The organism is Glycomyces sp. NPDC050141 (assembly GCF_055586545.1).
This window is the reverse complement of sequence record NZ_JBVJHZ010000008.1, coordinates 26,971-50,118: the sequence shown is the minus strand read 5'-3', so window position 1 is coordinate 50,118 and position 23,148 is coordinate 26,971. Positions and strand designations below refer to the sequence as shown.

Below are 23,148 nucleotides of genomic sequence, written 5' to 3'. Positions count from 1 at the left end.
AGTATACGAGATCGAGTAATCCGGTGCAAGGTCCCGCGAGGCGGCTTCACATGGGAGGTTTTCCGTTTTGCTTTGCGGCCGCCGGGGCATAGCGTGTCTCCATGACCGCAGCAACAGACGTCGAACCCGATACCGGCCGGCACCAGTCGGCCCGGCCCGTACTCGTCCTGGCCGCCCTCGGCATCGTCTACGTCGTATGGGGCTCGACCTACCTCGGCATCCGGATCATGGTCGAGGACATCCCTCCCATGATCGCCGCTGGTGCCCGGTTCGCCTGTGCTGCAATCATTCTCGGCGTAATATTGATGGCGCGCGGCGGTTTCTCGCGGCTTGCGCTGAGCCGGGCCGAGCTGCTGTCCTGCGCACTGGTCGGACTGCTGCTGCCCGTGCTCGGCCAGGGCCTGGTGACGATCGCCGAAAGCGGCGGCGCCCCTTCGGGTCTGGTCGCACTCCTCATCGCGGCGGTGCCGCTGTGGGTGCTGATGTACCGGGTCCTCTCCGGCGAACGCCCCAAGAAAGCCACGGTCGTGGGCGTGCTCATGGGCTTCGCCGGACTCGCCGCGCTGCTCATCGCGAACGGCGTGGGCGGCGAGTTCCCGTTCTGGACCATCGCGCTGGTGATGCTGTCGACCGCGTCTTGGGCGTTCGGGTCGTGGCTGCAACCCCGCTTGCGGATGCCGAAGGACGCGTTCGTGGCGGCCGTGTACGAGATGGCGATCGCCGGGGTCGTGCTGCTGGCCGTCGGCCTGGCAGCCGGTGAGCGGTTCGACCCGGCCGCGTACTCGGCGCGGTCGTGGGCCGCGTGGGCGTACCTGGTGATCTTCGGATCGGTGGTCGCGTTCTCCGCCTACGTGTGGCTGCTGCAGGCCGCGAACATCTCGCTCGTCGCGACCTACGCGTACGTGAACCCCCTGGTCGCGGTCTTCCTCGGCTGGCTGGTGCTGTCCGAGGCGGTGACGGTGCCGATCATCGCGGGCGGCGCGGTCGTCATCGCGGCCGTCGTTATCGTAGTCAGTACCGAACGCCCTCAACGAAAAGCAGCGGCAGTGAAGGAGCCCGACCATGGCTGAGACCGCGACATTCGCACTGATTCACGGCGGCGGCAGCACCGCCTGGGACTGGCATCTCGTCGAGCCCGCGGTGCGCGGGTTCGGGCACGAGGTGATCGCCGTCGACCTGCCCATCGAAGACCCGGCGAACGGTATCTCCGAGTACGCCGACGCGGTCGTCGAGGCGTGCGCCGGCAAGCCGAACCTCGTGGTCGTCGCGCACTCGTGGGGCGGGCTCGTCGCCCCGATCGTCGCCTCCCGCATCGAGACCGAGCTGCTCGTGTTCGTGACCGCGATGGTCCCGGTCCCGGGCGAGGCGCCGAACGACTGGTGGGCCGCGTCCGGCTTCACCGACCTTGAGGGTGCTGAAGGGGACGCGTTCTTCAACGGGGTCCCCGCGGACCTGGCCGCGGAGTGCGAGAGGCGCGGCCGCGAGCCGGCTGGGGACCGGTACGGCGAGCCGTCGCCGCTGCAGGCCTGGCCCGACGTGCCGACCCGGTTCCTGCTCTGCCGCGACGACCGGTTCTTCCCGCCCGCGTTCATGCGCGGCATGGTGAAGGACCGCCTCGGCATCGAACCCGACGAGATCGACGGCGGCCACATGGTCGCCCTCTCCCACTCGCGCGAACTGGCCGAACGGCTCCACCGCTACTGGACCGACCTGCAAGGTGGCAAGCGCTGACCTCCGGCATGTAGGTTGCGTTGATGGATGAGCTGCAGCTGAGCGACATCGAAATCGACGAAGCCTTCGTGCGGGAGATGCTGCGCGAGCAGCACCCCGACCTGGCCGGGCTCGAACTCCGGGAGGTCGACGGCGGCTGGGGCAACCGGATGTGGCGCGTCGGCGAGGACCTCGCGGTCCGCATCCCGCGCCTGCCGGACAGCCCCGCACTGCTCGAGCAGGAGTACCGGTGGATGCCGGAGATCGCGGGGCGGCTGCCGCTGCCCGTCTCGGCTCCCGTCCGGCGCGGCGAGGCGACCGGCCACTTTCCCGCGACCTGGCTCGTGACCACCTGGGTCGCAGGCACACCGCTCGACTACGTCCCGGTCGAGCGCGGCGCGCACGCGGCCGAGGCGCTGGCGAAGTTCCTTGCGGCCCTGCACGAGGAGGCCCCCGAGGACGCGCCGGTGAACCCGCACCGGAGCGTGCCCCTCGCGAACCACACCGAGGACGTGGAGCGGGGCATCAACGCCTGGTCGACCGAGGAGAACGCCGCCGCGCTGCGCGCGATCTGGAGCGACGCACTCGCCGCCGACCCGTGGGAACACCATCCCGTGTGGATTCACGGTGACCTGCACCCCGCGAACGTGGTCGGGGCTGAAGGCACCCTGTCGGGCATCGTGGACTTCGGCGACATGTGCGCGGGCGACCCGGCCACCGACCTCTCTGCGGCGTGGATACTCCTGCCCGAAGGCGCCGCGCGGCTCTGCCTCGACGCCTATCCCGACACCGACGAGGCCATGGAGCTGCGCGCACGCGGCTGGGCCCTCATGCGCGCCCTCGGGCTCATGCACGTCGGCTACGCGGGCGAACAGGGCTGGCCCGGCGGCAAACCCACCTGGATGCCCGCCGGGAGAGCCACGATCGCCCGCCTCCTCGCCTAGGCCGTGTTGCGGCATCGCGTCCCCGGCGTCGGCGCCCTCCAGCCGTAATCCGGTAGCGGCCGGGTGGGGGTTGCGGCAGACTCGCAGGCATGGTCTCTGAACTGCAGAACGTCGCGATCGACTGCGCGAACGCCTACGAGCTGGCGCGGTTCTGGAGCAACGTGTTCGACCGTCCCCTGCACCCGGAGGACAAGCCCGGCGACGAGGAGACGGAAGTGATGCTGCCAGGCGGCCCGGCGATCTTCTTCAACCAGGTCCCGGAACCCAAGACCGCCAAGAACCGACTGCACCTTTGCCTGCGTCCGAAGACCACGCGCGACGAAGAGGTCGAGCGGCTGCTCGGGCTCGGCGCCACCTTCGTCCACGATCGACGGAATGCCGACGGCACCGGCTGGGCCGTGCTCGCGGACCCCGAGGAGAATGAGTTCTGCGTCCTCAGCAGTGCTGCCGAGCGCGCGGCGGCGACCTAGCGGCTACCAGGAGGCGATGAGCGGGGCGTCGTCGTGGTTTCCTTGGCGCCATTGGGTTGTGGCCCGGGTGAGGCGGTGGTCTGAGGCCATGCTGATGAGGCCCGCGATCTTGTCGCCGCGGGGGTCGAGGGCGACCAGACCCGCGACTCGGTCGTCCACAATGGCGAGGATGGCGGGGGCGCCGTTGACGAGCCCGGCGTGGAGCGACAGCGGTCCTCCCGCGAGGGCGCGTTTCGCCGGGGTCGGCCTGAGTCCGGCCCTGACGGCGGCGGCGATGCGGACCGGGACCGACTCGTAGCGCAGCTTTTCGAGGAGCCCGAAGCCGTCGGTGACGGCCGTGGCGTCGGCGGTCAGCAAGGTCACCAGTCGGTCGGTCTCGCCCGAGGTCGCGGCGTCGAGGAACGCCTCAACGATGCGTTGGGCCGCTTCGCGGTCGACCTGGGCGGCGTCGCGTCCGGCCGTGACGTGGCGGCGGGCGCGGAGGGCGTGCTGCTGGCTCGCGGAGACCGAGATGTCGAGGATGTCGGCGATCTCGTTGTGGCTGTAGGCGAATGCTTCCCGGAGGATGTAGACGGCGCGTTCGACCGGCGACAGGCGCTCCAGGAGCATGAGCACGGCGAGGGACACGGACTCGCGCTGCTCGAAGGTCTCGGCCGGGCCGAGCATCGGGTCGCCGTCCAGGAGCGGTTCGGGCAGCCACGCGCCGACCGCCCGCTCCTTGCGCGACTGGGCCGACCGGAGCTTGTCGAGCGCGAGATTCGTGACCACTTTGGTCAGCCACGCCTCGGGCACCTTGATATAGCTCTGGTCGGCGGCCTGCCAGCGCAGGAACGCGTCCTGCACGACGTCCTCGGCGTCGGCCGCCGAACCGAGCAGGCGGTACGCCAACGAGGCCAGCCGGGGCCGGCCGGCCTCGAAGCGTTCCACGGTGGCGGTGTCCATGAGCGCCACTCTAGGCGGCGACCGCCTCGGCGGCGCGCACGGCCGGGGCGGCCATGCGGTGCCTGCGCGAGGGCAGACCCCAGGTCGGGTTGGCGACGCCCCAGGTAGCGGTCTTGAGGATGCCGTTCTTGAGGCCTGCGGCGGTGCGGCCGCACATCGCGCCCTTTGTCCGGACGTCGCCGCCGACGACCTGCAGGATCGCGTCCTTGCGGCCGAGGCTGATGTGGTTGCCCACGTAGACCAGCGCGGTGCGTTTGACCGTGCGCCCGGTGAGGTCGCCGATGATCGCGGCGGTCGCCTGCTGGCTGGTGAACCCGGCTGAGGCGCAGGACATCGGCAGCGGCTGGCCGTTCTCGCCGACGACGAACGCGGCGTCCCCGGCGGCGTAGACGCCGGGGTGGGAGACCGAGCGCATCTGGCGGTCGACGGTGATCTGGCCGTTCGCTTCGACGGTGAGGCCGCTGGCGGCGGCGATCGGGTGGACGGCGAAGCCCGCGGTCCACACGGTCGCGTCGGCAGGCAGGAACGCCCCGTGCGCGGTGAACGCGCCGTCCGCCGCGACGCGGTCGACGGGGGCGTACTCGTGGATCGCGATGCCGAACCGCTCGAAGCTTGCGAGCAGGTGCCTGCGGGCTTTCGGGCCGAGCCAGCCGCCGAGTTCGCCGCTGGTGGCGAGCACGACCTTCAGGCCCGGGTGGGATTCGGCGATCTCGGTGGCGCCTTCGATCGCGGTCAGGTTGCCGCCGACGATGAGCACAGTGCCGTTGCCGCCCAGGGCATCGAGCCGGTCTCGCAGCCGCAGGGCCGCAGGGCGGGAGGCGATGTGGAAGGCGTGCTCGCCCACGCCCGGCACGCCGTGGTCGGCGGCGGTGCTGCCGAGCGCGTAGACGAGCGTGTCGTATTCGAGCAGGCCGAGGCGGTCGCCGCCGGTGATCGAGACGGTCCTCTGGTCGGGGTCGACGGCGGTCACGCGGGCCAGTTCGACGCGGACGCCGGTGCCCGCGAAGATGTTCGCGAGCGGCCGGTGCTTGAGGGTCTGCCCGGCCGCGACCTGGTGGAGGCGGAAGCGCTCGACGAAGTCCGGTTCGGCGTTGACGAGGGTGATCGCGAAGTCGTCCCGGTCGAGGTGGCGCGCGAGGTACCCGGCGGCGAACGTGCCGGCGTATCCCGCGCCGAGGACGATGATGCGGTGCTGCATGGTCTCGCTCCTGTCTGGTTCGGTTGACGCCCTTTGAACGGGACAGCTCCGAATTCCATGACAAGCCGCCGCTATGGCCTCCGTCACTGCGCAGCGGCGTGTGCCGGCCGCCCGCCGATCCGCATGCGGCCGCGGGGGGGGGGGGGCCGGGGGGGGGGGGGGGGGGGGGGGGGGGGGGGGGAGGAGGGGGGGGGGGGGGGGGGGGGGGGGGGGGGGGGGGGGGGGGGGGGGGGGGGGTGGGGGGGGGGGTTTTTTTTTTTTGTGGGGGGGGGGGGGGGGGGGGGGGGGGGGAACCCCCCCCCGCCGGTGAGTGGGTTAGTCGCCCAGCAGGTACTGCTTGCCGCCGGCCGAGGCGACGGCGCGGTGCGCGTCGGCCACGGCCTGGTGGCGGGCGAGTTCGGCGACGAAGTTCGCGAACGCGGTCTGGGCCGCGGTCAGCTGGTCCATCGCCTGCGCGAGGGCGGTGATGGGTTCGCCGGTGACTTCGGCGTTCACCAGCGAGGCCCGGGACTGCTCGGCGGCGACGACCGCGTTGCCGAGCTGCTCGACCATCGCGTTGCCGTAGCGCTGCGCGGCCGGAAGGGTCGCGGTCTCGCCAGAGGTGTTGGACATGGATGCCTCCTGAAGGTTGGTGTTCATCGGTTCGTTGTCGGACAGATCGGATTCGGTATCGGTGTGACGGGACGGGACGAGGACGGCTTCGACCCTGCGGCCCTGCTCGGCGACGACGTAGGCATCGGGCAGGAACAGGGTGTCGCCGGTGAGCTCGTCGCGGTACAGCTCGACGTGCTCTTCTCCGCGATCGAGCGCGTCGAGGATGGCGTCGATGGCCTGGGGCGGCATCCCCTGCCGCTCGGCCCGGTCGGCGAACACCGGGAAGCGTTCCTCCGGCGGCAGCTCCGCCTCGGGGACCTCGGCCAAGTCAGCCGTGTCTCCGTCCGGGCCCGGTTCGGGCGAGGTGTCTTCGGTCGCGTCGGCTTCCTGAGTGAAGGCCTCGGGGAACGCCGAGCGGTAGGCCCGGTCGAAGTCGCCGTCGTAGCGCAGGTAGGACTCGACGAACTGCCGGTACTTCCCGCCGCTCAGCCCGGTGCTGTCGGCCGCCGCATACGCTGCCTGCCGGTCGGCGAGCTCCTGCCGGTGCCGTTCGTATTCGGCCTCGGCCTGCGTGAAGTCGCCGCCGAATCTGGTGTGGGCCAGCATGAAGACCCAGTAGCCCTTGCTGCTCACGGCCAAGCCGTGGTCGCGGACCGCCTGCTTGCTGAGTTCGAGCCAGCGAGTCTCGTCGTCGTCCGGTTCGGACGGTGAAGTAACGAACGGGTTCCAAGGCTCGTCGGTGGTCTCGCCGCCTTCCCACTGCGGCATGACCGGCACCTCGACCTCGATCCCGTTGACCGGCTCCGGCGCGTCGTCTTCGGTCTCGGCGGGTTCGGCCGGGATCGGCTGCGCGGTGCGCGGGATGGAGTCGAAGGCCTCGTCGACGCTGTCGGCGGGCGCGGTCTCCAGCTCCGCGTCGATCGCGACGGGCGCGCCGAGCGCGTCCTGGTCGACCGCGACCGGTGCAGGTTCGGGTTCGGGTTGCTTGGGTCGCAGGGAGGCCGGGCCGAACCGGTTGATGGCCTTGGCCCAGCCCGCCGTCCACAGCGCGGTCAGCCACGCCGAGGGCCCGGGCTTGTAGCCGTAGGCGTCGACGGTCTTGCGACGCCGGGCCGCGGCGGCTTCCCACGCCTCGTCCCAGTACCGGCCGAACCCGCGACGGCCTGCCGTGCCGGTCTCGCGGCGGGCGGCGAACTTCTGCATCCGGGGCGACTCGGTGCCCTTGACGGCGTGGATCGCGTCGGTGACGTTCATACCGAGCGCGTGGCCGAGCACGGCGGTGATCGCGATGACGGCGATGATCTCGATCATGACCAGGCCCCTTACGCCAGGGCCGCGATGGTGCCGAAGACGATGCCGAACATCGGGGCGACCAGGGGCGAGAAGCAGATCGTGGTCCAGTGAATCCAGCCCTTGCCGCCCGAGGACTCGGCCCCGGCCGGTTCCAGGCTGTGCGGGATCATCACCAGGACCCAGAACAGGACGATCCCCAGCGCGATCGCCCACCCGGCAGAGGCGCCCAGGAGCGCGCCGGTGCCCATCGAGGACAGCTCGACCAGCCAGGCGCCGATCTTGCCCAGCCACTCACCAGCGATGCCCCCGGCGACACCGAGGCCGAACAGGAACAGGAACGTGTACTGGGCCTTGGGGTGGACTTTGAACAGTGCGAGCACGACCCAGGTGATCAGGCTGCCCGTTGCGATGAATTCCATGAGGTACCTCTCGGTTTCGATGTAGTCGGTTGCGGTGGAACGGGTTCGATTCGGTGGTCTAGAACGCGACGAGGAGGACCAGCCCCCACAGGCCGACCGCTAGGCCGACCGTGACGGCGCGGCCGGGCCGCTGGACGATCCAGGCCAGGACGTAGGCGAGCGCCGAGACCGGGACGGCGACGACGCGGTTGTAGACGCGCCCGGCCTTGCGGGCCTTGCCCTCCCCCGCGCACCAGGGCGCGGTGTCGGCGTAGGCGATGACCTCGTCGAGCGAGGCCGGACGCTCGGTCCGCCAGTCCGGCGGCACCCAGACCGCCCGGAAGTCCGCGAGCCGCTCAGCCATCGAGACCCCGGCCGGGGCGACCTCGGCCGCCGCTTCGTCGGCTTCGTGTGCCTCGGCGGGGACGGCTTCGGGTGCCGTCTCAGCGGCGGTCTCGGGCTCGGTGACGGCCGGGCCCGACCCTGCACTCGCTACACCCGGATCGGGTGCAGGGTGCAGGGTTTCGGGCGCTGCGGTCCCCGTCTGAGCTGCATCGTCGTCCGGGACGACCCGGAGGTGGCGGTGCAGGGTGCAGGGTGCAGGGTCGGCGTTCACGGCCGGTTCGGCCGGTTCTGGCGCGGGTGTTTGCGGGGCCGCAGACCCGTTCTCGAACGGGCTCCACGCGGCGGCTTCAGCGGTCATCTTCATCTCCTCTTCTCGGATCGGTGGCCGGACGGCCGGTCGGTGGCTAGTGGGTGTCGGTTTGCGCGTCGAACCAGGCCTTCAAAGCGCGGGCGCGGATCTTGGCGCATCCGAGGGTCCGGCGGATCGACTCGGCGTTGCGCGGGTCGATCACCTGCCCGGTCTTGGGGTCGATCCGCCCGTTCCGGATGGCCTCGCTGAACTCGGCGAGCAGTTCGGTATCGGACCGGGGTTCAGGAGTGGACTCGCCGCTGACCTGCGACGGTCCAGGCCCGGTCCACTCCCGGTCCAGGGCCAGTCCAGGGCCGGTCCAGTCCGAGTCCACGTGGACCGGCCCCAGTCCAGACCCGAAGCGGACGGCCTCGGCGGCGAACGTGTCCGGCTCGTCGGAGGCCTCGGCGAGGGCGGTGCGGACCTCGGCGATGAGCTTCGGTACCAAGTGCGCCGAGATCGCGAACCCGGCCGGGACGATCACCCACACCGCCGCGGCCGCCGTGAAGCCCTCGTCGACGGCGGCGTGCAGGCCGACGTTGAGGCCGACCGCGACCGTGACGAGGGCCCATTCCAGGACCCGGTACGGGTTGTCGTCGCCTTCTCCGACTGCGCCGAGGATCTGCGCCACCAAGATCGCGATGATCGGCAGCGTGATCAGCGGCTCGACTAGCCAGTTGATGAGGTGCGTCCCCGGTGAGAGCGCGTCGAGCTGGACGCCGACGTTGACCGCGCCGAGCACCGCCGCGAGGGCGGCGGGCAGGACCGCGATCCACGGCACGATCCGCTCGGCGAAGGCCAGGCGCACCATCCGCATGCTCGGGTCGAGCACACGGTCGCGGCGTTCCCGCGCCGCCGCAGCACGGCGCTCACGACGCCGACGCGACTCGTCGAGCTTCGCCTCATGCAGGGTCTGACGACGCGCGCCGTCGACCGCGAGGCCCATGCGCAACTCGGCGACTTCGCCGTCCGCCTTCCGCTCGGCTGCGCGCCGCGCGAAGGCCTGGCCGATGACCTCGCTGGCCTCGTACTCGGAGATCGCCTCAGCCAAACGCTCGACATCGGCCACGGTCAGTGAGTCGGCCTTGGCCAGGGCGGCGCGGGCCGCCGCCGGGTTGGGGCGGGCGATCTCGTCGGTCGGGCGGCCCTTGGCGTCTCTCACGCGCGGCCACAGATCAACGTCAGCGTCGGAATCCACCTCCGCCTCAACCACAGCGGAGGGGGCCTCGTCCATGGCGGGCACCGGGGGGACCGGGGTCGGTTCGACGCCGGTGGCGGCCAGGACCGCGTCCTCGAACGCTGCCCAGTCGTTCCCAGGCTCGTCGGGCCCGGTCAGGGTGTTGTCGATGGTGCTCATGCGGAGGCTCCTTCGTGGCAGGCCAGGCATTCGCCCAGGCTGCGCGGGATGTAGTAGCCGTACTCGGTGCCGCAGGTCGGGCAGATGCACTGCGCGACATGGGCTTTCAGCAGCGCGGCAAGCTGGGCCTCGGTCGCGGGGCGCTTGGGCCAGGCCAGCTCGGGGCGGTAGAGGTAGGCGAAGCGACGGCCGCAGCGCCACAGGATCTGCGCGGCGATCGGCTGGCGGCCCGGAGTCAGGCCGCGCTCGGCGAGCTGACGGCGCGTGTACAGGCCCGCCGGAGCGTGCTTGTAGTTGAACGTCGGCAGCCCGCCGTGGCGTGCTCCGGTCGGATCGTCGAACTCGGCTCGGTACACGGCCGCCTCCCTCCTGAAGTGATGTGGCTTGGCTCGTCAGCGGAGAGGGAGCCACCCTCATCCGGACCACGGGCCCAAAGGCCCGGGTTTCGCCTAGTACTTGCTGGCTCGGCGAGCGGCGTCCCGCGCGTCGCGATCCGTGCGGTGATAGGACGTGGACTCCTTCACCCGCCCGAGATCGGCCTCAGCGTCCTTGCGGAAAACCGTCAACTCGCTGTCGTTGTCGCGCCTGCAGACGAGGAAGACGTGCTCCTCGGTCTCCGCCTTCGCAACCCGACTGTCCGGAAAGGTCTTGGTCCAGGTGAGTTTCTTGCCGCCCATAGGCTTCCTCCTTCGCGTGTTGGCTTGGCTCGTCAGCGGGCCGGGAGCCGCCCGGCACCGGACGCGACACCCGCCAGGCGGGGTCGCGTTTCGCCTAGTCGTCGTGGTGGTCGAGTTCGCCGTCCAGCAGGGCGCTGTAGGCGTCGGCGAGAATGTCCTTGTGGTCGAAGGCCATCGGGCGCTTGAACGCGTCCTCGACGTCGACCCACTGAGCGGAGGCGGCGTCGTCGCCCGCCTGGGCGGTCGTCCCGAGCGGCACGGTCACGGCGTAGGCGATCGAGACGACGCGGCCACGCGGGTCGCGGTCGGGCTCGTCGTAGACGCCGACCTGGTAGAGCCGGTCGGGGTCGAGGTCGAGGTGGGTTTCCTCGGCGGCTTCGCGGGCGGCGGCGGCCCGGCTGGTCTCGCCGAGGTCGACGTACCCGCCGGGCAGTGTCAGGCAGCCTTTGAAGGGCTCCCAGCCGCGTTCGATCAGCAGCACCTCGTCACCGCGGAACGCGATGATGTCGGTGGTGAGGCTGATCGTCTCGACCGTGTCGTTGGTTCCCGACATGTTGTCTCCCTTGGGGTTCGGCTTGGCTCGTCAGCGCCGGAGGTGCCACCTCGCGACGGACCACGGGCCCGAGAGCCCGGGTTTCGCCTAGTGATTGCGTGGTCGGTTCGTGCAGGTCGAGGAGTAGTGGCCGCCGCCGCAGTCGGGGCAGGTCACGCGGTGCGCGGTCACAGTCCGACCTCCACGTAGATGCGGACCTGGCCCCGCTCTTGCGCCTTGCGGCACGCCTTCGGCTCGGAGACGGACTGGACCGGCAGGAGCCGGGAGAGCTGGGTGACGACCTGCTGCGCCTCGGACGGGAGGCCGATGATGCGGATCTTCGTCATGCCGCCACCGCCACGGGCTCGACGTAGTTGGCATAGGACATGTGCGCGGCGTGGCGCTGCATGTGCTCGCTCGTGATCGCCACTGCCTGGTACGCGACCGCACCGAACCAGTCGCCGTGGCGGACGAACCGGTGGGCCTGACCTTCGGCAGACATGCCGTGGACGCCAGTGATCGGGATGTCGGCCGCCTCGCTGATACGGGCGAGTTCGGCCGACTCCGCAGTGTCCGACTCGCCGCGGACCGAGTAGCGGGCCTCGACCTTGTCGATCGGGACCTCGGGGTGGTTCTCGAGCCAGTCGATCAGCTCGCGGGCCTGCGCCAGCAGCTCGGCGCGTTCGTTGGTGTCCATCGGTGCTTCCTCTCTGTCTTGGGTCTTGACTGCCACCGCTCCTTCACCGCTCGCCCCGTGCCGGGCGGTGAAGGACGGAGCCGGGCAAGGCCGCTAGAACGGCGGGTTGTTGGCGAAACCGCCAGCAGCAGCGGCGACCGGCTCGCGTGAGGTCTGCCCGGACCACGGGTCGTCCGCCGGAGCGCCACCGTTGCCCTTGGCGGCCTTGACGACCTGGGCGGTCGCCCACTGGAGCGAGGGGCCGACCTCGTCGGCGACCAGCTCGATCGCGGTCCGCTTCTGGCCCTCGGGGGTCTGCCACTCGGACTGGCGGAGCTTCCCGACCGCGATCACCCGCTGCCCCTTCGACAGCGAGTTCGCCGCGTTCTCCGCGATCGGCCCGAACGCGGTGCAGCGCATGAACAACGTGTCCCCGTCGACCCACCGGTTCTGGGCGGAGTCGAACCGGCGCGGGGTCTGCGCCACGGTGAACCGCGCCCACGCCTTCCCGGAGGCGGCGTACTTCACCTCGGGGTCGGCCGTCAGGTTCCCGACCACGGTCACTTCGCTGGTTCCCTGCATGGGCACCACTTCCCTTCCACTGCATCGGCTTGGCTCGTCAGCACCCCGGAAGCCACCCGGGATGGACCAAGGCCCGAAGGCCTGGTTTCGCCTCACTCGCCCGGCCTGTACAAGGCCAACCAGGCGTCGATCTCGTCGATGCGCGCCCGGTCGGAGACCTCGCCGGTCAGGACCAGGTGGTTGAACAGGCCAGCGGCCAAATTGACCGCAGCCTCAAGGCGATCGGAGAGGGTGGTGAGTCGCCGGATCTCCTCGCCATCGGCCTCGGCCTGGGCGTCGATCTCGGCCAGATCATCGGAAGACATCCAGATCCCGTCGCTCATCACGCCACCGCCCCAGCCGTGACGCGGGAACCCGCGTGCAGACCGGACACGAACGAGGCCCGACGCGCCGAACGACGGCGGGATCGGGCCTTGGCTGCGAGGGTGACGATGCGCGAGGGAGAGGCACCGCGAGACGCGGCACTGAGAACCGGGGCGTCGAGGGCGTTGCCCAGGCTGTCGACCACGGTGACGTTGCGGGAGAGAAGGAACCGGGCGTGCGTCAGACACACCTGGCGGCGGTGCATGAGCGCCCGCTTCGCGGCCTGCCACTCCGCCACGGTCAACTCGACCGCGACGCCGGCCACCGCGCGGTCCACCGCGACCTCATCGATCAGGTCCGGGTCGGCCGGGCACTCAAGGTCAAGACCAGACTCAGCGGCGGCTTCCTTGTCCGCGATGAGCGCGGCATCCCAGCACCCCGGGCAAGCAACGTCGTCCCACGACGGGGAGTGACCGTGCTCGGCACGGCACAGACGCGCCGCCGCCGAAGCGACCGGATGAGAACCGTCGAAATCCATGCGTACCTCCAAGGGAGCGAAACTGGCTTAAGCCAGATCTGGCTTAAGCCAGTTATAGCATGGATGATTCGGCTCACGCAAGCATCTGGCCCAAGCCAGTTGAGATACGCTGATCTACGAGGTGAAACGGATGACCAACCAGACCACCGGCCACGAAGAGACCGGACCCGAAGAGCCCACGAAGCTCGCGCCGCGGCACCAGATGGCGAACGAACTCCGGGACGACATCATCAACGGTGTCTACGAACCAGGCGAGAAGTTGCCCTCGCAGCGGGACCTGGTCAATCGGTATAGACACGCCCGCAATACCGTGGCCGAGGCCGTGAAGATCCTCATCACCGAAGGCCTGCTCGACAACAGGGACAGGGCTCGACCAACGGTCCGAGGTCCACGGCGACTGCTCAGACTCGGCGCCGAGCGCTACTCGAATCGACTTCGGGAGGAGACCGGGAAATCCCCGTTCCGCGCCGAGGTCGAGAAGCAAGGGAAGACGCCGCACGTCGACTGCACCATCACGACCATCCGACCGCCTGCGAATGTCGCGACGCGACTCGGGCTCTCGACGGATGAGGACTTCGTCGTCCGGCGGGAGAACTGGTACTACGCCGACGAGGAACCCGTGCAGGTCGGCGTCACCTTCATCCCCCTGGAGATTGCCAAAGGCAGCCCGCTCGAGAACTCCGCGAACTTGGGCAAGGGCAGCCTGTACGGCCGTTTCGAGGACCGGGGCCACCGCATCTCCGCGATCCGCGAGGAGATCTCCTCCCGGATGCCGACGCCCGAGGAAATCAAGGGCCTGATGATCCCTGCCGGTGTCCCGGTCATCGACGTCATCCATACAGGCATCGACCAGGATGACCAGCCCTTCGAGGTCACCCACTTCACGATGCGGGCCGATATCAACGGACTCGACTACCGAATTCGGATCGAGGACTAGGTGGCCCTGCGGCACCTTGGAACACTTCGCGTTGCCGCGTTGGCGGCCTTGTGGGGCTCAAGCTTCCTGTGGATCAAGGTAGGGCTGGAAGGGTTCTCCCCGATCCAGATCACCTTGTTGCGCATGGCTCTTGGGGCCGCCGTGCTCCTGTCAATCCTGCGCCTGCGAGGTGTCGGCCTCCCTGCAGGATGGGCGACCTGGGGCCACCTCACTGTTGCGGCGCTATTCGGCAACGCGATCCCGTACCTGCTCTTCGGCATCGGAGAGGAGACGGTCTCCTCGGCCACAGCAGGGGTCATCAACGCATCGACACCGCTCTGGACAGTCCTGCTCACGGTATTGGCGTATCGAAGCGGACGATCTGCCAGGCAGAACGCGTGGAGTCTTGTACTGGGATTCGCCGGGGTGCTGTTGATCTTCTCCCCTTGGCGCTATGGCTCGGAGATCGCCAGCTGGGGCGGAATGGCATGCCTTGCGGCGGCTGCCTCCTACGGCGTGAGCTATGTCTACATCGGCCGCTTCTTGGCGAGGCAGAAGCTTGGCGCGTTGAGCATGGCAGCGGGTCAACTGATATGCGCGACTGGTATCACCCTCCTCATGGTGCCGATGCTCGGCTGGTCCACGCCGAGCTGGGAGCTTGAGCCTGTCGTTGCCGTTGTCATCCTCGGAGCGTTCGGGACAGGCATCGCTTATGTTCTCAACTACCGAATCATCACTGACGATGGCCCAACTGCGGCATCAATTGTCGTCTACCTGCTGCCCGTCGTAGCCGTAGTGCTTGGAATGGCCGCCCTAGGCGAACGGCCCAAACTCCAAGTCATCGTGGGGATGATCGTAGTTCTCGCCGCAGCAAGGCTTCGGAGAACCGACCAGCGTCCTGCTCAAACCGAGGCTGAAACATAGGGGATTTCGCCACGAGAGCACGAGAGGCCCTTGGTAGTTGTCAAGGGCCTCTCGCATCGCCGTGATTTGACCTGGTGGCATCCCCTGTCGGCCGTTCACCGGACGGTGCTTCGGTTCGACTTCCGCCAACTCGCTTCGACGAAGTTCCCGTTACCGAGGTGCTGACTGGGCTCGCGTCCGGTGACGAGCTCAAGCGCCAAGGCGCGTATCTGGTCCGTCCGAGTCATCGGCGAGGTAGTCGAGCACTTTCGCGTGCCGGAACTCCCATCCGTACAGGGTGCGGCGAAGGACACCTCGGTGTTCAGCGTCGGCAAGGAACCGCCCGAGCCGCCACGGCAGGCGCCCGCGCACCGCGAGCATCACGTGAGCGAGTAACGCCGCAAACGAATCAGCGGTGTCGCTGTTCGCCAACGGCAGCAACAGCAGCGCACCGAGGCACATGTTCAACCAGATTCCCGGGTGCCGCAGGTCAGACACTCCCAGTGACACGTGTGCAACGACCCACCAAACCAACAGTGCTGCTACGTCTTCAATGAATGAGTGTTTGAACCATTGGCGAGCAGACACACTTGAAACGAGGGCCGAGTACCGGTCAGCAGCCGCAATTATTATCGCTGTGAGAACCAGTCCAGCGACGGTCAACACGCCAAATTGCAGGACCCTACTCTCAACTGCCAGCACCCGAGCTCCGGCCGCGTACCAGGCGTAACTACGTTCATCTGCGGCGGCAGGGCCCCCGGTGGCGATCACATACGACCCCCGCCCGGTCCACAGTATCCACGTGAAGTTTCCAATAATCACCGCAAGCAGCACAACTAGCAGCGCCTTGGCAAGGTAACGTCGTCGCCGACCAGTCAATACTCCTTTCTTCTTATTAAATCTCATTTTCCGATATTGCCGGTCCACATAGTTCAAGTACCCGTTGGCAATAGCCAAGCTCGCGGCAAGCGACGCGAAGCCAACATTGACGTTTGACCACACTCCAGAAACCGCGAGCGGAAGCACAATAGCTACCGCGAACACGATCGCGAGCACGAAAGCGCCGGCTGCCGTGGCACGCCAGTACTGGTACACGTGAACGAGACGCTCGGCGTTGAACACAGGTTGGCGGTATCTGCTCATGCGGGAGGCGATCGTCGACATCCACCGTTCGACCCTCAGGAACCGTTTCGGATCAGGCTCCGTGTGGCCCGGGGCCGTGTACACCGCAGGCAAGTACGCTGCCAGAAGGCGCCGTTCGATGTCTTTTGCGGTCGAAGCGTCAAGGAGCGATCCCGGGTCGGTTTTCGATCGTTTGAACACAGTCTGTGCCAAGTACAGGTGCAGTGGATTCGCAAGCGCGGCCGCTACAGGCCCGCCCGGGTCGGACCGGATCCGGTCAAGGACGACCCGCCACCGGTCCGGTCCGTTCAGTTGCCCTGTTGGCAAGTACTGGGCGGCGTCGGCAGCGGTAACGGGGGCCATGTCGACCACTGCGGTGCGGGCGAGCGGCACGCCCGCGGCCTCCACAGCGTCCGCGAACTCGCGGGGCCGGGACGAGAGTACGAGACTCCGGCCGGGCGCGAGCGAAGCGTTGACCGCTTTGAACGCCTGCACCTGTAGGTGCGGCGCGATCTCGTCAAAGCCGTCGACGACAGGAAGGATCCGCTGTTCGGCGACAAGCGCTGCGACGGCGTCCGGATCGACCCGGTGTTCTTTCCCATACGCAACACGGATCTGCGTGGCCAGCCACTGGTCGAACCGGTCAACGGCGGGATTCCACCCGGCAAGGCTCACGAGGACGGGTATGGGGTCGCCCTTACTGGATTCGGCAAGCAGTTGGGTGACCAGCAGCGCCAGGAGGGACGTCTTCCCACTCCCGGGCGCACCAAGAACAACCAGGCGACGGTACGGCAGTTCTCGCCATCGTTGGGCGGCATCGTGCACGTCGCCGTGCAGGCGCACCCGGACGACGTTCGACACCGATTTGTCCACAATGTCTCCGGGCGGGGCTGCAACGTTCAACGCCGTGGACGTCCATGCCACACGAATCGGAGTTGTCAATCCCCGCGTCTGAACGACCTCCGTCCACTGCCGCAGCACCTGCTGGCGAAGCGATGCCGCGAACGCGTCGGCGCGTTTGTCAACCGGTAGTCCCGGACCGACACGCGCGTACCACAATGACGCCACGGCGACGACAACCATGAGAACCGTGATCGCAGTGGCAACAGTCGGGTTGTCGCCGTTGGTGAACAGGACCCAAGCGAGGGCGGCGACTGCGGCGGAAGCGAGAACGGCGAGAAGCTGCCGCCGGGAGGGTGCACGCATACTGGGGGTCCTTGATGCAGAGCGGAACAGGGGTCCGTGCAGTGTCCCATCCCGGCGGTCTCACCGCCACTGCGCTCGAGATGGACCGCCCTACGGACCGAGGATCGCGCGGATCTGGTCAGCAGCTCGCGCAGCCGTTGTGGGGTCGGCTACCGCGATGGGCTCGTCGGCGCCCGCGAACCAGCCAGGGCCGACCGTAAACGGTGCGCCAGTGAGGGCGGTTCCCACGGGCCCGAGGTCACACACGATCGCGTTGCCCGCCAGGGACTCGGCGACGACCTCGACGATGATGTACTGCCCGCGGATGCGGTTGAAGTCGTCGGAGGAGACGATCAGGCAGAGCATCCCGCCGGGCATGACCGAACCCTCGGGTGCGTGCCAGACCTCTCCGAAGCGCGGGAGCCGCCTCAACGGCTACCCCGGGCGGCGAGGATCGCTGCTGTCGTCGTAGAGGCCCGTTCAGGGCCGTATCCGGCGGCGTTCAGGACGGCGGTGTCGGCGGCGAGCCGGGACCGGAGGTCGTCGGCGCGGATGAGCTGTTCGAGGTAGGCGGAGCGGTCCAGGTGGGATTCCTCGGCGCGACGCGCGAGGATCGAGATGGTCTCCTCTTCGAAGGAGACGGAGGTCTTCTGTCGAGCCATACCGCCGAGCATACCGCCGAACGGGTGCACAGACCAGCCCCAAGCGGGCAGTCAAGCCGTTCGAAGGCCTTCAGGTTCACGGTCGTCAAGGAAGGCTGAAACAAGGGAGAACATGGCTCTGACCTGCGAAAACATAACCCGCTGAGAGCCACGTAGAGCCACTTCCAGAGCTTCCCCCTGCATGGGTATACCCCCCTGAAACCTTGATCAGGAAGGAATGCCATGGAGAGAGGACGGTTGGTTGTAGATGTCCTACAAGAATCTCAAGGTTTGGTTGTATCCGGAAAGTGCGCAGGTTGCACCGTTTGAAACTTTCCCAGGTCAGAGGCCATTCGAAACGGTGCAACCGGTGCAACCAAGCTTCATGCACCGTTCCACCTCTTCCAGCCCATGTTTCAGCTTCCCGACCCAAGCGAAAACGTGGCTAGGGGCCAAATCCGGGGCCAAGCCGCGCGGACCCTGCCGGACTTCAGTGGACGATGCGTGCAACGGATCGGCTGGCAAGAGACGGTTCGTGCTGTCCTATCCAGGGCCTCTGCACCCTCGATTCACCCTTACAAGGAGGTGGTCACAGGTTCGATCCCTGTAGCACCCACTGGTACGACGACGGCCCCGCGCGGTGCGCGGGGCCGTTCTCGGTTCAGCTCGGGCCCATGGCCTTCGCGGTGAGTTCCACCGAGCGGATGCGGTCGGGGACTTTCTCCGAATAGTGGGCGGTGATGAGCTCGTCGGCGCGGGCTGCGGCCGCGAAGTTCTCCAGGTAGGTGCGGACCTCGTCCGGGGTGCCGGTGGCGGTGTACTTGGCCATGGCCGAGAGCTGCTGTCCCCCAGGGGAGTCGAGGAACGCCGCGATCTCCTCGTCGCTGAAGGTGCGGCCGCCCTGGCCGCGCGAGATGAACGCCCGCGCCCGGTTCCGGTAGGCGGTCTGGCGCTGCTGCTCGGCGTCGTCGTGGTCCTCGGCGGCGAACACGTTCACCCCGGCGATGACGTACGGCTCGGCGAGCTGCGCGGAGGGCTGGAACTCCTCGCGGTAGGCGGCGACGGCGTCGAAGAGCGCGTCGGGCGCGAAGTGGGACGCGAACGCGTACGGCAGGCCGAGCTGGGCGGCGAGCTGCGCGCCGAAGAGCGAGGAGCCCAGGAGGTACAGGGGCACTTCGCCTTCGGGGACGGGAACGGACTGCACGCCGGGGACGCGGGACTCACCGGCGAGGTAGGCCTGGAGTTCCAGCACGTCCTGCGGGAACGTGTCGGCGGAAGTCGCGTTGCGGCGGATGGCGCGCATCGTCTCGCGGTCGGTGCCGGGGGCGCGGCCGAGGCCGAGGTCGATGCGGCCCGGGAACAGGGTCTCCAGGGTGCCGAACTGCTCGGCGATCACCAGTGGGGAGTGGTTGGGCAGCATGATGCCGCCAGCGCCGAGCCTGATCGTCTCGGTGTGCTCGGCGACGTGGCCGATGACGACGCTCGTGGCGCTGGAGGCGATGGTCGGCATGTTGTGGTGCTCGGCGTACCAGACCCGCCGGTAGCCGCTGCGTTCGGCGGCCCGGGCGAGTTCGACGCTGGCCGCGAGGCTTTCACGCGCGGAGCGTCCCGGCGCGATCGGCGCGAGGTCGAGGATCGACAGTGCGACAGGCATACAAGGGCCTTCCTAGAGCTTCTGGTGGAGGTCTTCGGTGAACGCGCGGATGCGCGCCTCGTCGCGGCGGTAGTAGATCCACTGGCCGCGCCTGGTGGCCTGGAGGAACCCGGCGCGCTGCAGGATCGCGAGGTGCGCCGAGACCGTGGAGGCGGAGGCGCCCGACTTCTGCTGGATCAGCCCGGCGCACACCCCTAGCTCAGCCGTGTCCCCGCACGGGAAGTTGGCCTCGGGGTCCTTGAGCCAGTTGAGGATTCGCAGCCGCGTCTCATTGGAGAGGGCCTTGCACTCGTCGAGCACGTCCACCGCCTTTCGGCATTTCGCTAATTTCCGAAACTATCCCGGACGGAGGGCGGACGCCAAGATGAGGCTGGTCACTCAGTGGTGCGGGTGGGCTTCGAGCGGGTCGGGGGCGGGGCCCTGGATCACCGCGCCCGTGGTGTCGTACCGCGAGCCGTGGCACGGGCACTCCCAGGTCTGCTCGGCCTCGTTGAAGCCGACGACGCAGCCGAGGTGGGTGCACTTGGCGGACAGGACGCTCAGGCCGCCCTCCTCGTCCCGGTAGACGGCCCGCAGCGCGCCGTGGAGGCGCATGACCGCGCCCTCGCCGGGCGCGAGGTCGCCGGGCTCGGACGGGGCGGCGTGCGGCAGGCGGTCGCCGATGAAGTGCCCCATGACCTTCGACTGGGCCTTGGCGATGCGCCCGGCCTCCTGCAGCAGGTGGAACCGCCCGGGGCCGAACAGCCCGGCCCACTCGGGCGGCCTGCCCGCGATCGTCGCCGCGATGAGGCGCGCGGCCGCGACCCCGTTGGTCATCCCCCAGCCGCCGAACCCGCACGCGACGTACACGCCGTCGTCGCCGTGCAGCGGGCCGACGAACGGGACGCGGTCGGAGGTCGCGTAGTCCTGTGCGGCCCAGCGGTACTCGACCGGTTCGGCCTTGAAGCGGGCGGCGGTCCAGGCGGTGAGGCGGTCGAGGCGGTCGGCGGTGCCGTGGTCGCCGGGCGTGAACTTCTCGCCGGTGACGATGAGGAGCCGCCTGCCTTCGCCGTAGGGGGCGGTGCGCACGGAACGGAGGTTGTCGTCGGGGGTGAGGTACATGCCGCCGGGGTCGTCCGAGGCGGGGATCGGCGCGGCCACGACGAGTTCGCGGCGGGGCGAGAGGCGCGCGAAGAGCTTGATCCGGTCGATCACCGGGAACTGCGTCGCGATGACGACCTGGTCGCACTCGACCGCCGCACCGCCCGCGAGGGTCAGCGTGTGGCGGCCGTTCGTCTCGATACCGGTGACGCGGGACTGCTCGAAGATCCGCGCGCCCTGCTCATGCAGGTCGGCCGCGAGCGCGAGCAGGAACTTGCGCGGGTGGAACTGGGCCTGGTCGGCGACGCGGACGGCCCCGGCGACGGGGAACGGCAGCCCGGTCTCGGTGGTGAACGCGGCGTCCAGGCCCGCCTCCCGGGCGGCCTCGGCCTCCTCGCGCAGGTCGGCGACGCCGCCCTCGTGCTCGGTGTAGACGTACGAGGGCGCGCGTTCGAGGTCGCAGTCGATGCCCAGTTCGGCACTGAGGGCGAAGACGTGCTCGATCGCGGCGGTCTGCGACGCGGCGTAGTCGCTGGCGGCCGCCGAGCCGAAGGCGCCGGCCAGGTGCGCGTAGATCGCGCCGTGCTGGGCGCTGAGCTTCGCGGTGGTGTTGCCGGTGGCGCCGGTGACGATCCGGTCGGCCTCGAGCAGGGCCACCGAGCGGCCCGCGCGGGCAAGCTCCCAGGCGGTGCAGATCCCCGCGATGCCGCCGCCGACGACGGCGACCTCGGTGGCGACCCGGTCCTTCACGGCCGGGTAGGTGGTCGGCTCGGTCGTGGCGGTCCAGTAGGACCCGCGAGGGACCAGCGGCGTGCTCATGCCCTCGGGATACCCCGGGGCGCCCGGGTCATTCCACGGGTTTGACGGGCTGTCGCAGGATCGTCTTGAGCTTGGCGGGCGCGGTGCGGCGGGCGTCGCTGAGGTAGATCTCGTGGTGGTCGCCGTTGAAGGTGAGCTTGTTGTACGGCAGGTAGTGGTCGTGGAGGCGCTGCAGGACGGGCGTCTCGGACTCGTACGAGCCCAGGTGCAGGGTCTGGACGCACAGGCCTTCGGCGAACCTGACGAGCCGCAGCTGCTCGAACGCCGGGTTCGGGTGCTTCGCGGCGGCCTCGCCCGCGGCCGCGACCACCATCTCCTCGGTGATCCACTCGGGCTGGCTGATCATCATGGTCCACTCCCACGCGCCCTTCTCGCGGGTGAGGAACACGGCCGGGTCGTCGGCGCGCCACAGCCCTTCCATGGGGGCGACGGTGAAGTCCCGGCCGAGGGTCCGCTTGCTCGCGAACTTCAGCGTGTACGCCGTCCCGTACAGGGCCGCGACGGCGTCGGCGTACGAGTCCGCGGTGTTCGGGTCGCCCTTGCCGTCGACGGCGAGGAACCGGAACTCGGGCACCTCGACGACGGCGAACGCGTGGCGCGGCGGCGAGTACAGCTGCTTGTGGGCCTTCTTGACGTCGTACTTCTCCATGCCCCGCAGTGTCCCATCCCCGTGCGACACGGTTGATCAGATGGCGGTGGGGACCCGGGTGGTCACGAGGCCCACGTCGCCGAGGAAGCGCTCCAACGCGATCGTGGCGATGCCGGTGGCGACCGAGTTGCCGCGCACGGTGGAGACCTCGATGGCGAGGTCGGCGGCGGAGTCGCCGGGGGCTTCCTCGAGGACGCGGCGGCGCACGGCCGGGACGAGGTGGTCGCCCAGAGCCCAAGCGGTCCAACCGGTCAGGGTGATCATCTCGGGGTTGACGATCGCGCAGAGGTCGGCGATCGCCGAGCCGAGGTACCGGGCGGTCAGCTCCAGGGTCTCGGTCAGCGCCGGGTGCGCCGGGGGTTCGAGGGCCGCGGCGAGCGCCCCGATGAACTCGCGCTGCATCGGGACGGACGCGAGCGGATGCTCCGGGGCGATCGCCGCGAGCGTCTGCTGGATGCCCGCCGCGCCCACATAGGCCTCGACGCAACCCGAACGCCCGCAACGGCACCGGCGGCCGTCGAGGGCGAGGAGGCTGTGCCCCCACTCCCCCGCGCCGTTCTGGGCGCCGCGCAGGATCGTGCCTTCGAGGACGATCCCGGCGCCCACGCCGGTGCCGAGGTTGACGGTGATCATGCTCTTGTGGCGGCGGCCCTCGCCGAACCAGAGCTCGGCGGTCGCCATCGCCTTGAGCGGGTTGTCCACGACCATCGGCAGGCCGATCCGCCCGCGCAGCCGGTCGACGTGGAGCCACGGCGCGTTCGGCACGACGACGGCGACCTCGGCCCGGCGCTGCATGCCGCCGGGCAGCGAGATGCCCACGCCGAGCACGTCGTCGCGGGTGGCGTCCGCGCTCTCGAGCGAGGTGTCGAGGGCGTGCACGATGGCGTCGATGACGTGGTCGGAGTCGTCGTGGTGCTCGTCGGCGGCGACCTCGGCGGAGGCGAGCTCGTCGAGTGCGGCGTCGAACACGGTCGCCCGCACGTACGTCTCGGCGACGTCGACGCCCACGATGCGGCCGCGGTTCCCGTTGAGCCGCAACGTGGTCGTGGGCCGTCCGATGCGGCCGCCGGTGCGGCGGGCCTCGGTGGCGATGCCCTCTTCGAGGAGGTCGCTCACCACCGTGGCCACCGTCGCGTTGCTCAGGCCGGTCGAGGCGGCCAGGTCGCCCCGGCTCGCCTCGCCCGCCGCCAGCAGGGCATGCAGCACGTCGAGCCGCGACTCGCTGCGGATGTCGCGCGAGGTGCGCCTGGTGACGGCCATGTGGATCTCCT

28 protein-coding genes and 2 other RNA genes are annotated in these 23,148 nt (G+C 69.2%); 6 read left to right on the top strand and 24 right to left on the bottom strand.

Annotation, left to right across the window (positions count from 1 at the left end; all coding sequences use genetic code 11):
- The first annotated feature begins 101 nt into the window (after positions 1–101).
- From ACZ60M_RS07200 to ACZ60M_RS07185, 4 genes are all read left to right on the top strand, one after another.
- Positions 102–1,070, top strand: a complete 969-nt coding sequence (locus tag ACZ60M_RS07200; RefSeq protein ID WP_465415598.1) for an EamA family transporter — start codon at positions 102–104, stop codon at positions 1,068–1,070.
- The gene (locus ACZ60M_RS07195) at positions 1,063–1,731 is read left to right on the top strand and encodes an alpha/beta fold hydrolase (RefSeq protein ID WP_465415597.1); all 669 of its coding nucleotides are present in this window, start codon (positions 1,063–1,065) and stop codon (positions 1,729–1,731) included. The genes ACZ60M_RS07200 and ACZ60M_RS07195 overlap by 8 nt, the downstream gene beginning before the upstream one ends.
- Positions 1,732–1,754: 23 nt before the next feature.
- The gene (locus tag ACZ60M_RS07190) at positions 1,755–2,654 is read left to right on the top strand and encodes an aminoglycoside phosphotransferase family protein (protein WP_465415595.1); all 900 of its coding nucleotides are present in this window, start codon (positions 1,755–1,757) and stop codon (positions 2,652–2,654) included.
- A gap of 89 nt (positions 2,655–2,743) precedes the next feature.
- Positions 2,744–3,124 carry a VOC family protein gene (locus tag ACZ60M_RS07185; RefSeq protein ID WP_465415593.1) on the top strand — a complete coding sequence of 127 codons (381 nt, stop codon included), beginning with the start codon at positions 2,744–2,746 and terminating at the stop codon, positions 3,122–3,124.
- A gap of 3 nt (positions 3,125–3,127) precedes the next feature.
- Here ACZ60M_RS07185 and ACZ60M_RS07180 read toward each other — a convergent pair whose 3' ends face one another.
- From ACZ60M_RS07180 to ACZ60M_RS07105, 16 genes are all read right to left on the bottom strand, one after another.
- Positions 3,128–4,066, bottom strand: a complete 939-nt coding sequence (locus tag ACZ60M_RS07180; RefSeq protein WP_465415591.1) for a sigma-70 family RNA polymerase sigma factor — start codon at positions 4,064–4,066, stop codon at positions 3,128–3,130.
- 10 nt (positions 4,067–4,076) lie between these two features.
- On the bottom strand, positions 4,077–5,264 hold the full coding sequence (locus tag ACZ60M_RS07175) for an NAD(P)/FAD-dependent oxidoreductase (RefSeq protein ID WP_465415589.1): 1,188 nt from the start codon (positions 5,262–5,264) through the stop codon (positions 4,077–4,079).
- A gap of 315 nt (positions 5,265–5,579) precedes the next feature.
- Positions 5,580–7,169, bottom strand: a complete 1,590-nt coding sequence (locus ACZ60M_RS07170; RefSeq protein ID WP_465415588.1) for a hypothetical protein — start codon at positions 7,167–7,169, stop codon at positions 5,580–5,582.
- An 11-nt stretch (positions 7,170–7,180) separates the two neighbouring features.
- Positions 7,181–7,570: a hypothetical protein gene (locus ACZ60M_RS07165; RefSeq protein WP_465415587.1), complete on the bottom strand. Its 390-nt coding sequence runs from the start codon at positions 7,568–7,570 to the stop codon at positions 7,181–7,183.
- A gap of 58 nt (positions 7,571–7,628) precedes the next feature.
- The gene (locus tag ACZ60M_RS07160) at positions 7,629–8,252 is read right to left on the bottom strand and encodes a hypothetical protein (protein WP_465415585.1); all 624 of its coding nucleotides are present in this window, start codon (positions 8,250–8,252) and stop codon (positions 7,629–7,631) included.
- Positions 8,253–8,298: 46 nt separating this feature from the next.
- Entirely contained in the window at positions 8,299–9,600 is a 1,302-nt protein-coding gene (locus ACZ60M_RS07155; protein ID WP_465415584.1) for a hypothetical protein, read from the bottom strand.
- Positions 9,597–9,956 (bottom strand): RRQRL motif-containing zinc-binding protein, encoded by a 360-nt coding sequence (locus tag ACZ60M_RS07150; protein WP_465415582.1) that lies wholly within the window; start codon positions 9,954–9,956, stop codon positions 9,597–9,599. Before ACZ60M_RS07150 ends, ACZ60M_RS07155 begins: the two co-directional genes overlap by 4 nt.
- A gap of 93 nt (positions 9,957–10,049) precedes the next feature.
- A complete protein-coding gene (locus tag ACZ60M_RS07145) occupies positions 10,050–10,277 on the bottom strand; it encodes a hypothetical protein (RefSeq protein WP_465415580.1) in 228 nt (75 codons plus the stop codon).
- Positions 10,278–10,371: 94 nt separating this feature from the next.
- A complete protein-coding gene (locus tag ACZ60M_RS07140) occupies positions 10,372–10,830 on the bottom strand; it encodes an NUDIX domain-containing protein (RefSeq protein WP_465415578.1) in 459 nt (152 codons plus the stop codon).
- 15 nt (positions 10,831–10,845) lie between these two features.
- Positions 10,846–10,919: hammerhead ribozyme type II (locus ACZ60M_RS07135), an RNA gene on the bottom strand.
- 78 nt (positions 10,920–10,997) lie between these two features.
- Positions 10,998–11,156, bottom strand: a complete 159-nt coding sequence (locus ACZ60M_RS07130) for a hypothetical protein (protein ID WP_465415576.1) — start codon at positions 11,154–11,156, stop codon at positions 10,998–11,000.
- Positions 11,153–11,506, bottom strand: a complete 354-nt coding sequence (locus ACZ60M_RS07125; protein ID WP_465415575.1) for a hypothetical protein — start codon at positions 11,504–11,506, stop codon at positions 11,153–11,155. The genes ACZ60M_RS07130 and ACZ60M_RS07125 overlap by 4 nt, the downstream gene beginning before the upstream one ends.
- Positions 11,507–11,599: 93 nt before the next feature.
- Entirely contained in the window at positions 11,600–12,067 is a 468-nt protein-coding gene (ssb, locus tag ACZ60M_RS07120) for a single-stranded DNA-binding protein (RefSeq protein ID WP_465415573.1), read from the bottom strand.
- A gap of 22 nt (positions 12,068–12,089) precedes the next feature.
- An RNA gene (locus ACZ60M_RS07115) (hammerhead ribozyme type II) lies at positions 12,090–12,160 on the bottom strand.
- On the bottom strand, positions 12,160–12,390 hold the full coding sequence (locus tag ACZ60M_RS07110; RefSeq protein ID WP_465415571.1) for a hypothetical protein: 231 nt from the start codon (positions 12,388–12,390) through the stop codon (positions 12,160–12,162). Before ACZ60M_RS07110 ends, ACZ60M_RS07115 begins: the two co-directional genes overlap by 1 nt.
- Positions 12,390–12,908 carry a hypothetical protein gene (locus ACZ60M_RS07105; protein ID WP_465415569.1) on the bottom strand — a complete coding sequence of 173 codons (519 nt, stop codon included), beginning with the start codon at positions 12,906–12,908 and terminating at the stop codon, positions 12,390–12,392. The genes ACZ60M_RS07110 and ACZ60M_RS07105 overlap by 1 nt, the downstream gene beginning before the upstream one ends.
- 130 nt (positions 12,909–13,038) lie before the next feature.
- Here ACZ60M_RS07105 and ACZ60M_RS07100 point away from each other — a divergent pair, with 130 nt between their 5' ends.
- A complete protein-coding gene (locus tag ACZ60M_RS07100; RefSeq protein WP_465415567.1) occupies positions 13,039–13,845 on the top strand; it encodes a GntR family transcriptional regulator in 807 nt (268 codons plus the stop codon).
- Positions 13,846–14,748 carry a DMT family transporter gene (locus ACZ60M_RS07095; protein ID WP_465415566.1) on the top strand — a complete coding sequence of 301 codons (903 nt, stop codon included), beginning with the start codon at positions 13,846–13,848 and terminating at the stop codon, positions 14,746–14,748.
- Between the two features lie 189 nt (positions 14,749–14,937).
- On the opposite strand, the gene ACZ60M_RS07090 is transcribed toward ACZ60M_RS07095, so the two are convergent.
- From ACZ60M_RS07090 to ACZ60M_RS07055, 8 genes are all read right to left on the bottom strand, one after another.
- Positions 14,938–17,055, bottom strand: coding sequence for an NACHT domain-containing protein (locus ACZ60M_RS07090; protein WP_465415564.1), 2,118 nt, complete (start codon positions 17,053–17,055; stop codon positions 14,938–14,940).
- A 90-nt stretch (positions 17,056–17,145) separates the two neighbouring features.
- Entirely contained in the window at positions 17,146–17,412 is a 267-nt protein-coding gene (locus ACZ60M_RS07085; protein ID WP_465415562.1) for a hypothetical protein, read from the bottom strand.
- A gap of 50 nt (positions 17,413–17,462) precedes the next feature.
- Entirely contained in the window at positions 17,463–17,696 is a 234-nt protein-coding gene (locus tag ACZ60M_RS07080) for a hypothetical protein (RefSeq protein WP_465415560.1), read from the bottom strand.
- Positions 17,697–18,336: 640 nt separating this feature from the next.
- Entirely contained in the window at positions 18,337–19,329 is a 993-nt protein-coding gene (locus ACZ60M_RS07075; RefSeq protein WP_465415558.1) for an LLM class flavin-dependent oxidoreductase, read from the bottom strand.
- Between the two features lie 12 nt (positions 19,330–19,341).
- Positions 19,342–19,635 carry an ArsR/SmtB family transcription factor gene (locus ACZ60M_RS07070; protein ID WP_465415556.1) on the bottom strand — a complete coding sequence of 98 codons (294 nt, stop codon included), beginning with the start codon at positions 19,633–19,635 and terminating at the stop codon, positions 19,342–19,344.
- 72 nt (positions 19,636–19,707) lie between these two features.
- Positions 19,708–21,228, bottom strand: a complete 1,521-nt coding sequence (locus ACZ60M_RS07065) for an FAD-dependent oxidoreductase (RefSeq protein ID WP_465415554.1) — start codon at positions 21,226–21,228, stop codon at positions 19,708–19,710.
- Between the two features lie 28 nt (positions 21,229–21,256).
- A complete protein-coding gene (locus ACZ60M_RS07060; protein ID WP_465415552.1) occupies positions 21,257–21,877 on the bottom strand; it encodes a GyrI-like domain-containing protein in 621 nt (206 codons plus the stop codon).
- A 36-nt stretch (positions 21,878–21,913) separates the two neighbouring features.
- Positions 21,914–23,137, bottom strand: a complete 1,224-nt coding sequence (locus tag ACZ60M_RS07055) for an ROK family protein (RefSeq protein ID WP_465415550.1) — start codon at positions 23,135–23,137, stop codon at positions 21,914–21,916.
- Between the last annotated feature and the right edge of the window lie 11 nt (positions 23,138–23,148).

Bases quoted from the DNA above. Each gene is read 5' to 3' on its own strand.
- ACZ60M_RS07145 (WP_465415580.1), bottom strand. From the start codon at position 10,277: ATGGGCGGCAAGAAACTCACCTGGACCAAGACCTTTCCGGACAGTCGG.
- ACZ60M_RS07065 (WP_465415554.1), bottom strand. From the start codon at position 21,228: ATGAGCACGCCGCTGGTCCCTCGCGGGTCCTACTGGACCGCCACGACC.
- ACZ60M_RS07190 (WP_465415595.1), top strand. From the start codon at position 1,755: ATGGATGAGCTGCAGCTGAGCGACATCGAAATCGACGAAGCCTTCGTG.
- ACZ60M_RS07125 (WP_465415575.1), bottom strand. From the start codon at position 11,506: ATGGACACCAACGAACGCGCCGAGCTGCTGGCGCAGGCCCGCGAGCTG.
- ACZ60M_RS07200 (WP_465415598.1), top strand. From the start codon at position 102: ATGACCGCAGCAACAGACGTCGAACCCGATACCGGCCGGCACCAGTCG.
- ACZ60M_RS07165 (WP_465415587.1), bottom strand. From the start codon at position 7,570: ATGGAATTCATCGCAACGGGCAGCCTGATCACCTGGGTCGTGCTCGCA.
- ACZ60M_RS07130 (WP_465415576.1), bottom strand. From the start codon at position 11,156: ATGACGAAGATCCGCATCATCGGCCTCCCGTCCGAGGCGCAGCAGGTC.
- ACZ60M_RS07180 (WP_465415591.1), bottom strand. From the start codon at position 4,066: ATGGACACCGCCACCGTGGAACGCTTCGAGGCCGGCCGGCCCCGGCTG.
- ACZ60M_RS07170 (WP_465415588.1), bottom strand. From the start codon at position 7,169: ATGATCGAGATCATCGCCGTCATCGCGATCACCGCCGTGCTCGGCCAC.
- ACZ60M_RS07100 (WP_465415567.1), top strand. From the start codon at position 13,039: ATGACCAACCAGACCACCGGCCACGAAGAGACCGGACCCGAAGAGCCC.
- ACZ60M_RS07055 (WP_465415550.1), bottom strand. From the start codon at position 23,137: ATGGCCGTCACCAGGCGCACCTCGCGCGACATCCGCAGCGAGTCGCGG.
- ACZ60M_RS07155 (WP_465415584.1), bottom strand. From the start codon at position 9,600: ATGAGCACCATCGACAACACCCTGACCGGGCCCGACGAGCCTGGGAAC.
- ACZ60M_RS07090 (WP_465415564.1), bottom strand. From the start codon at position 17,055: ATGCGTGCACCCTCCCGGCGGCAGCTTCTCGCCGTTCTCGCTTCCGCC.
- ACZ60M_RS07080 (WP_465415560.1), bottom strand. From the start codon at position 17,696: ATGGCTCGACAGAAGACCTCCGTCTCCTTCGAAGAGGAGACCATCTCG.
- ACZ60M_RS07085 (WP_465415562.1), bottom strand. From the start codon at position 17,412: ATGCCCGGCGGGATGCTCTGCCTGATCGTCTCCTCCGACGACTTCAAC.
- ACZ60M_RS07110 (WP_465415571.1), bottom strand. From the start codon at position 12,390: ATGAGCGACGGGATCTGGATGTCTTCCGATGATCTGGCCGAGATCGAC.
- ACZ60M_RS07175 (WP_465415589.1), bottom strand. From the start codon at position 5,264: ATGCAGCACCGCATCATCGTCCTCGGCGCGGGATACGCCGGCACGTTC.
- ACZ60M_RS07185 (WP_465415593.1), top strand. From the start codon at position 2,744: ATGGTCTCTGAACTGCAGAACGTCGCGATCGACTGCGCGAACGCCTAC.
- ACZ60M_RS07160 (WP_465415585.1), bottom strand. From the start codon at position 8,252: ATGACCGCTGAAGCCGCCGCGTGGAGCCCGTTCGAGAACGGGTCTGCG.
- ACZ60M_RS07105 (WP_465415569.1), bottom strand. From the start codon at position 12,908: ATGGATTTCGACGGTTCTCATCCGGTCGCTTCGGCGGCGGCGCGTCTG.
- ACZ60M_RS07195 (WP_465415597.1), top strand. From the start codon at position 1,063: ATGGCTGAGACCGCGACATTCGCACTGATTCACGGCGGCGGCAGCACC.
- ACZ60M_RS07140 (WP_465415578.1), bottom strand. From the start codon at position 10,830: ATGTCGGGAACCAACGACACGGTCGAGACGATCAGCCTCACCACCGAC.
- ACZ60M_RS07075 (WP_465415558.1), bottom strand. From the start codon at position 19,329: ATGCCTGTCGCACTGTCGATCCTCGACCTCGCGCCGATCGCGCCGGGA.
- ACZ60M_RS07060 (WP_465415552.1), bottom strand. From the start codon at position 21,877: ATGGAGAAGTACGACGTCAAGAAGGCCCACAAGCAGCTGTACTCGCCG.
- ssb (WP_465415573.1), bottom strand. From the start codon at position 12,067: ATGCAGGGAACCAGCGAAGTGACCGTGGTCGGGAACCTGACGGCCGAC.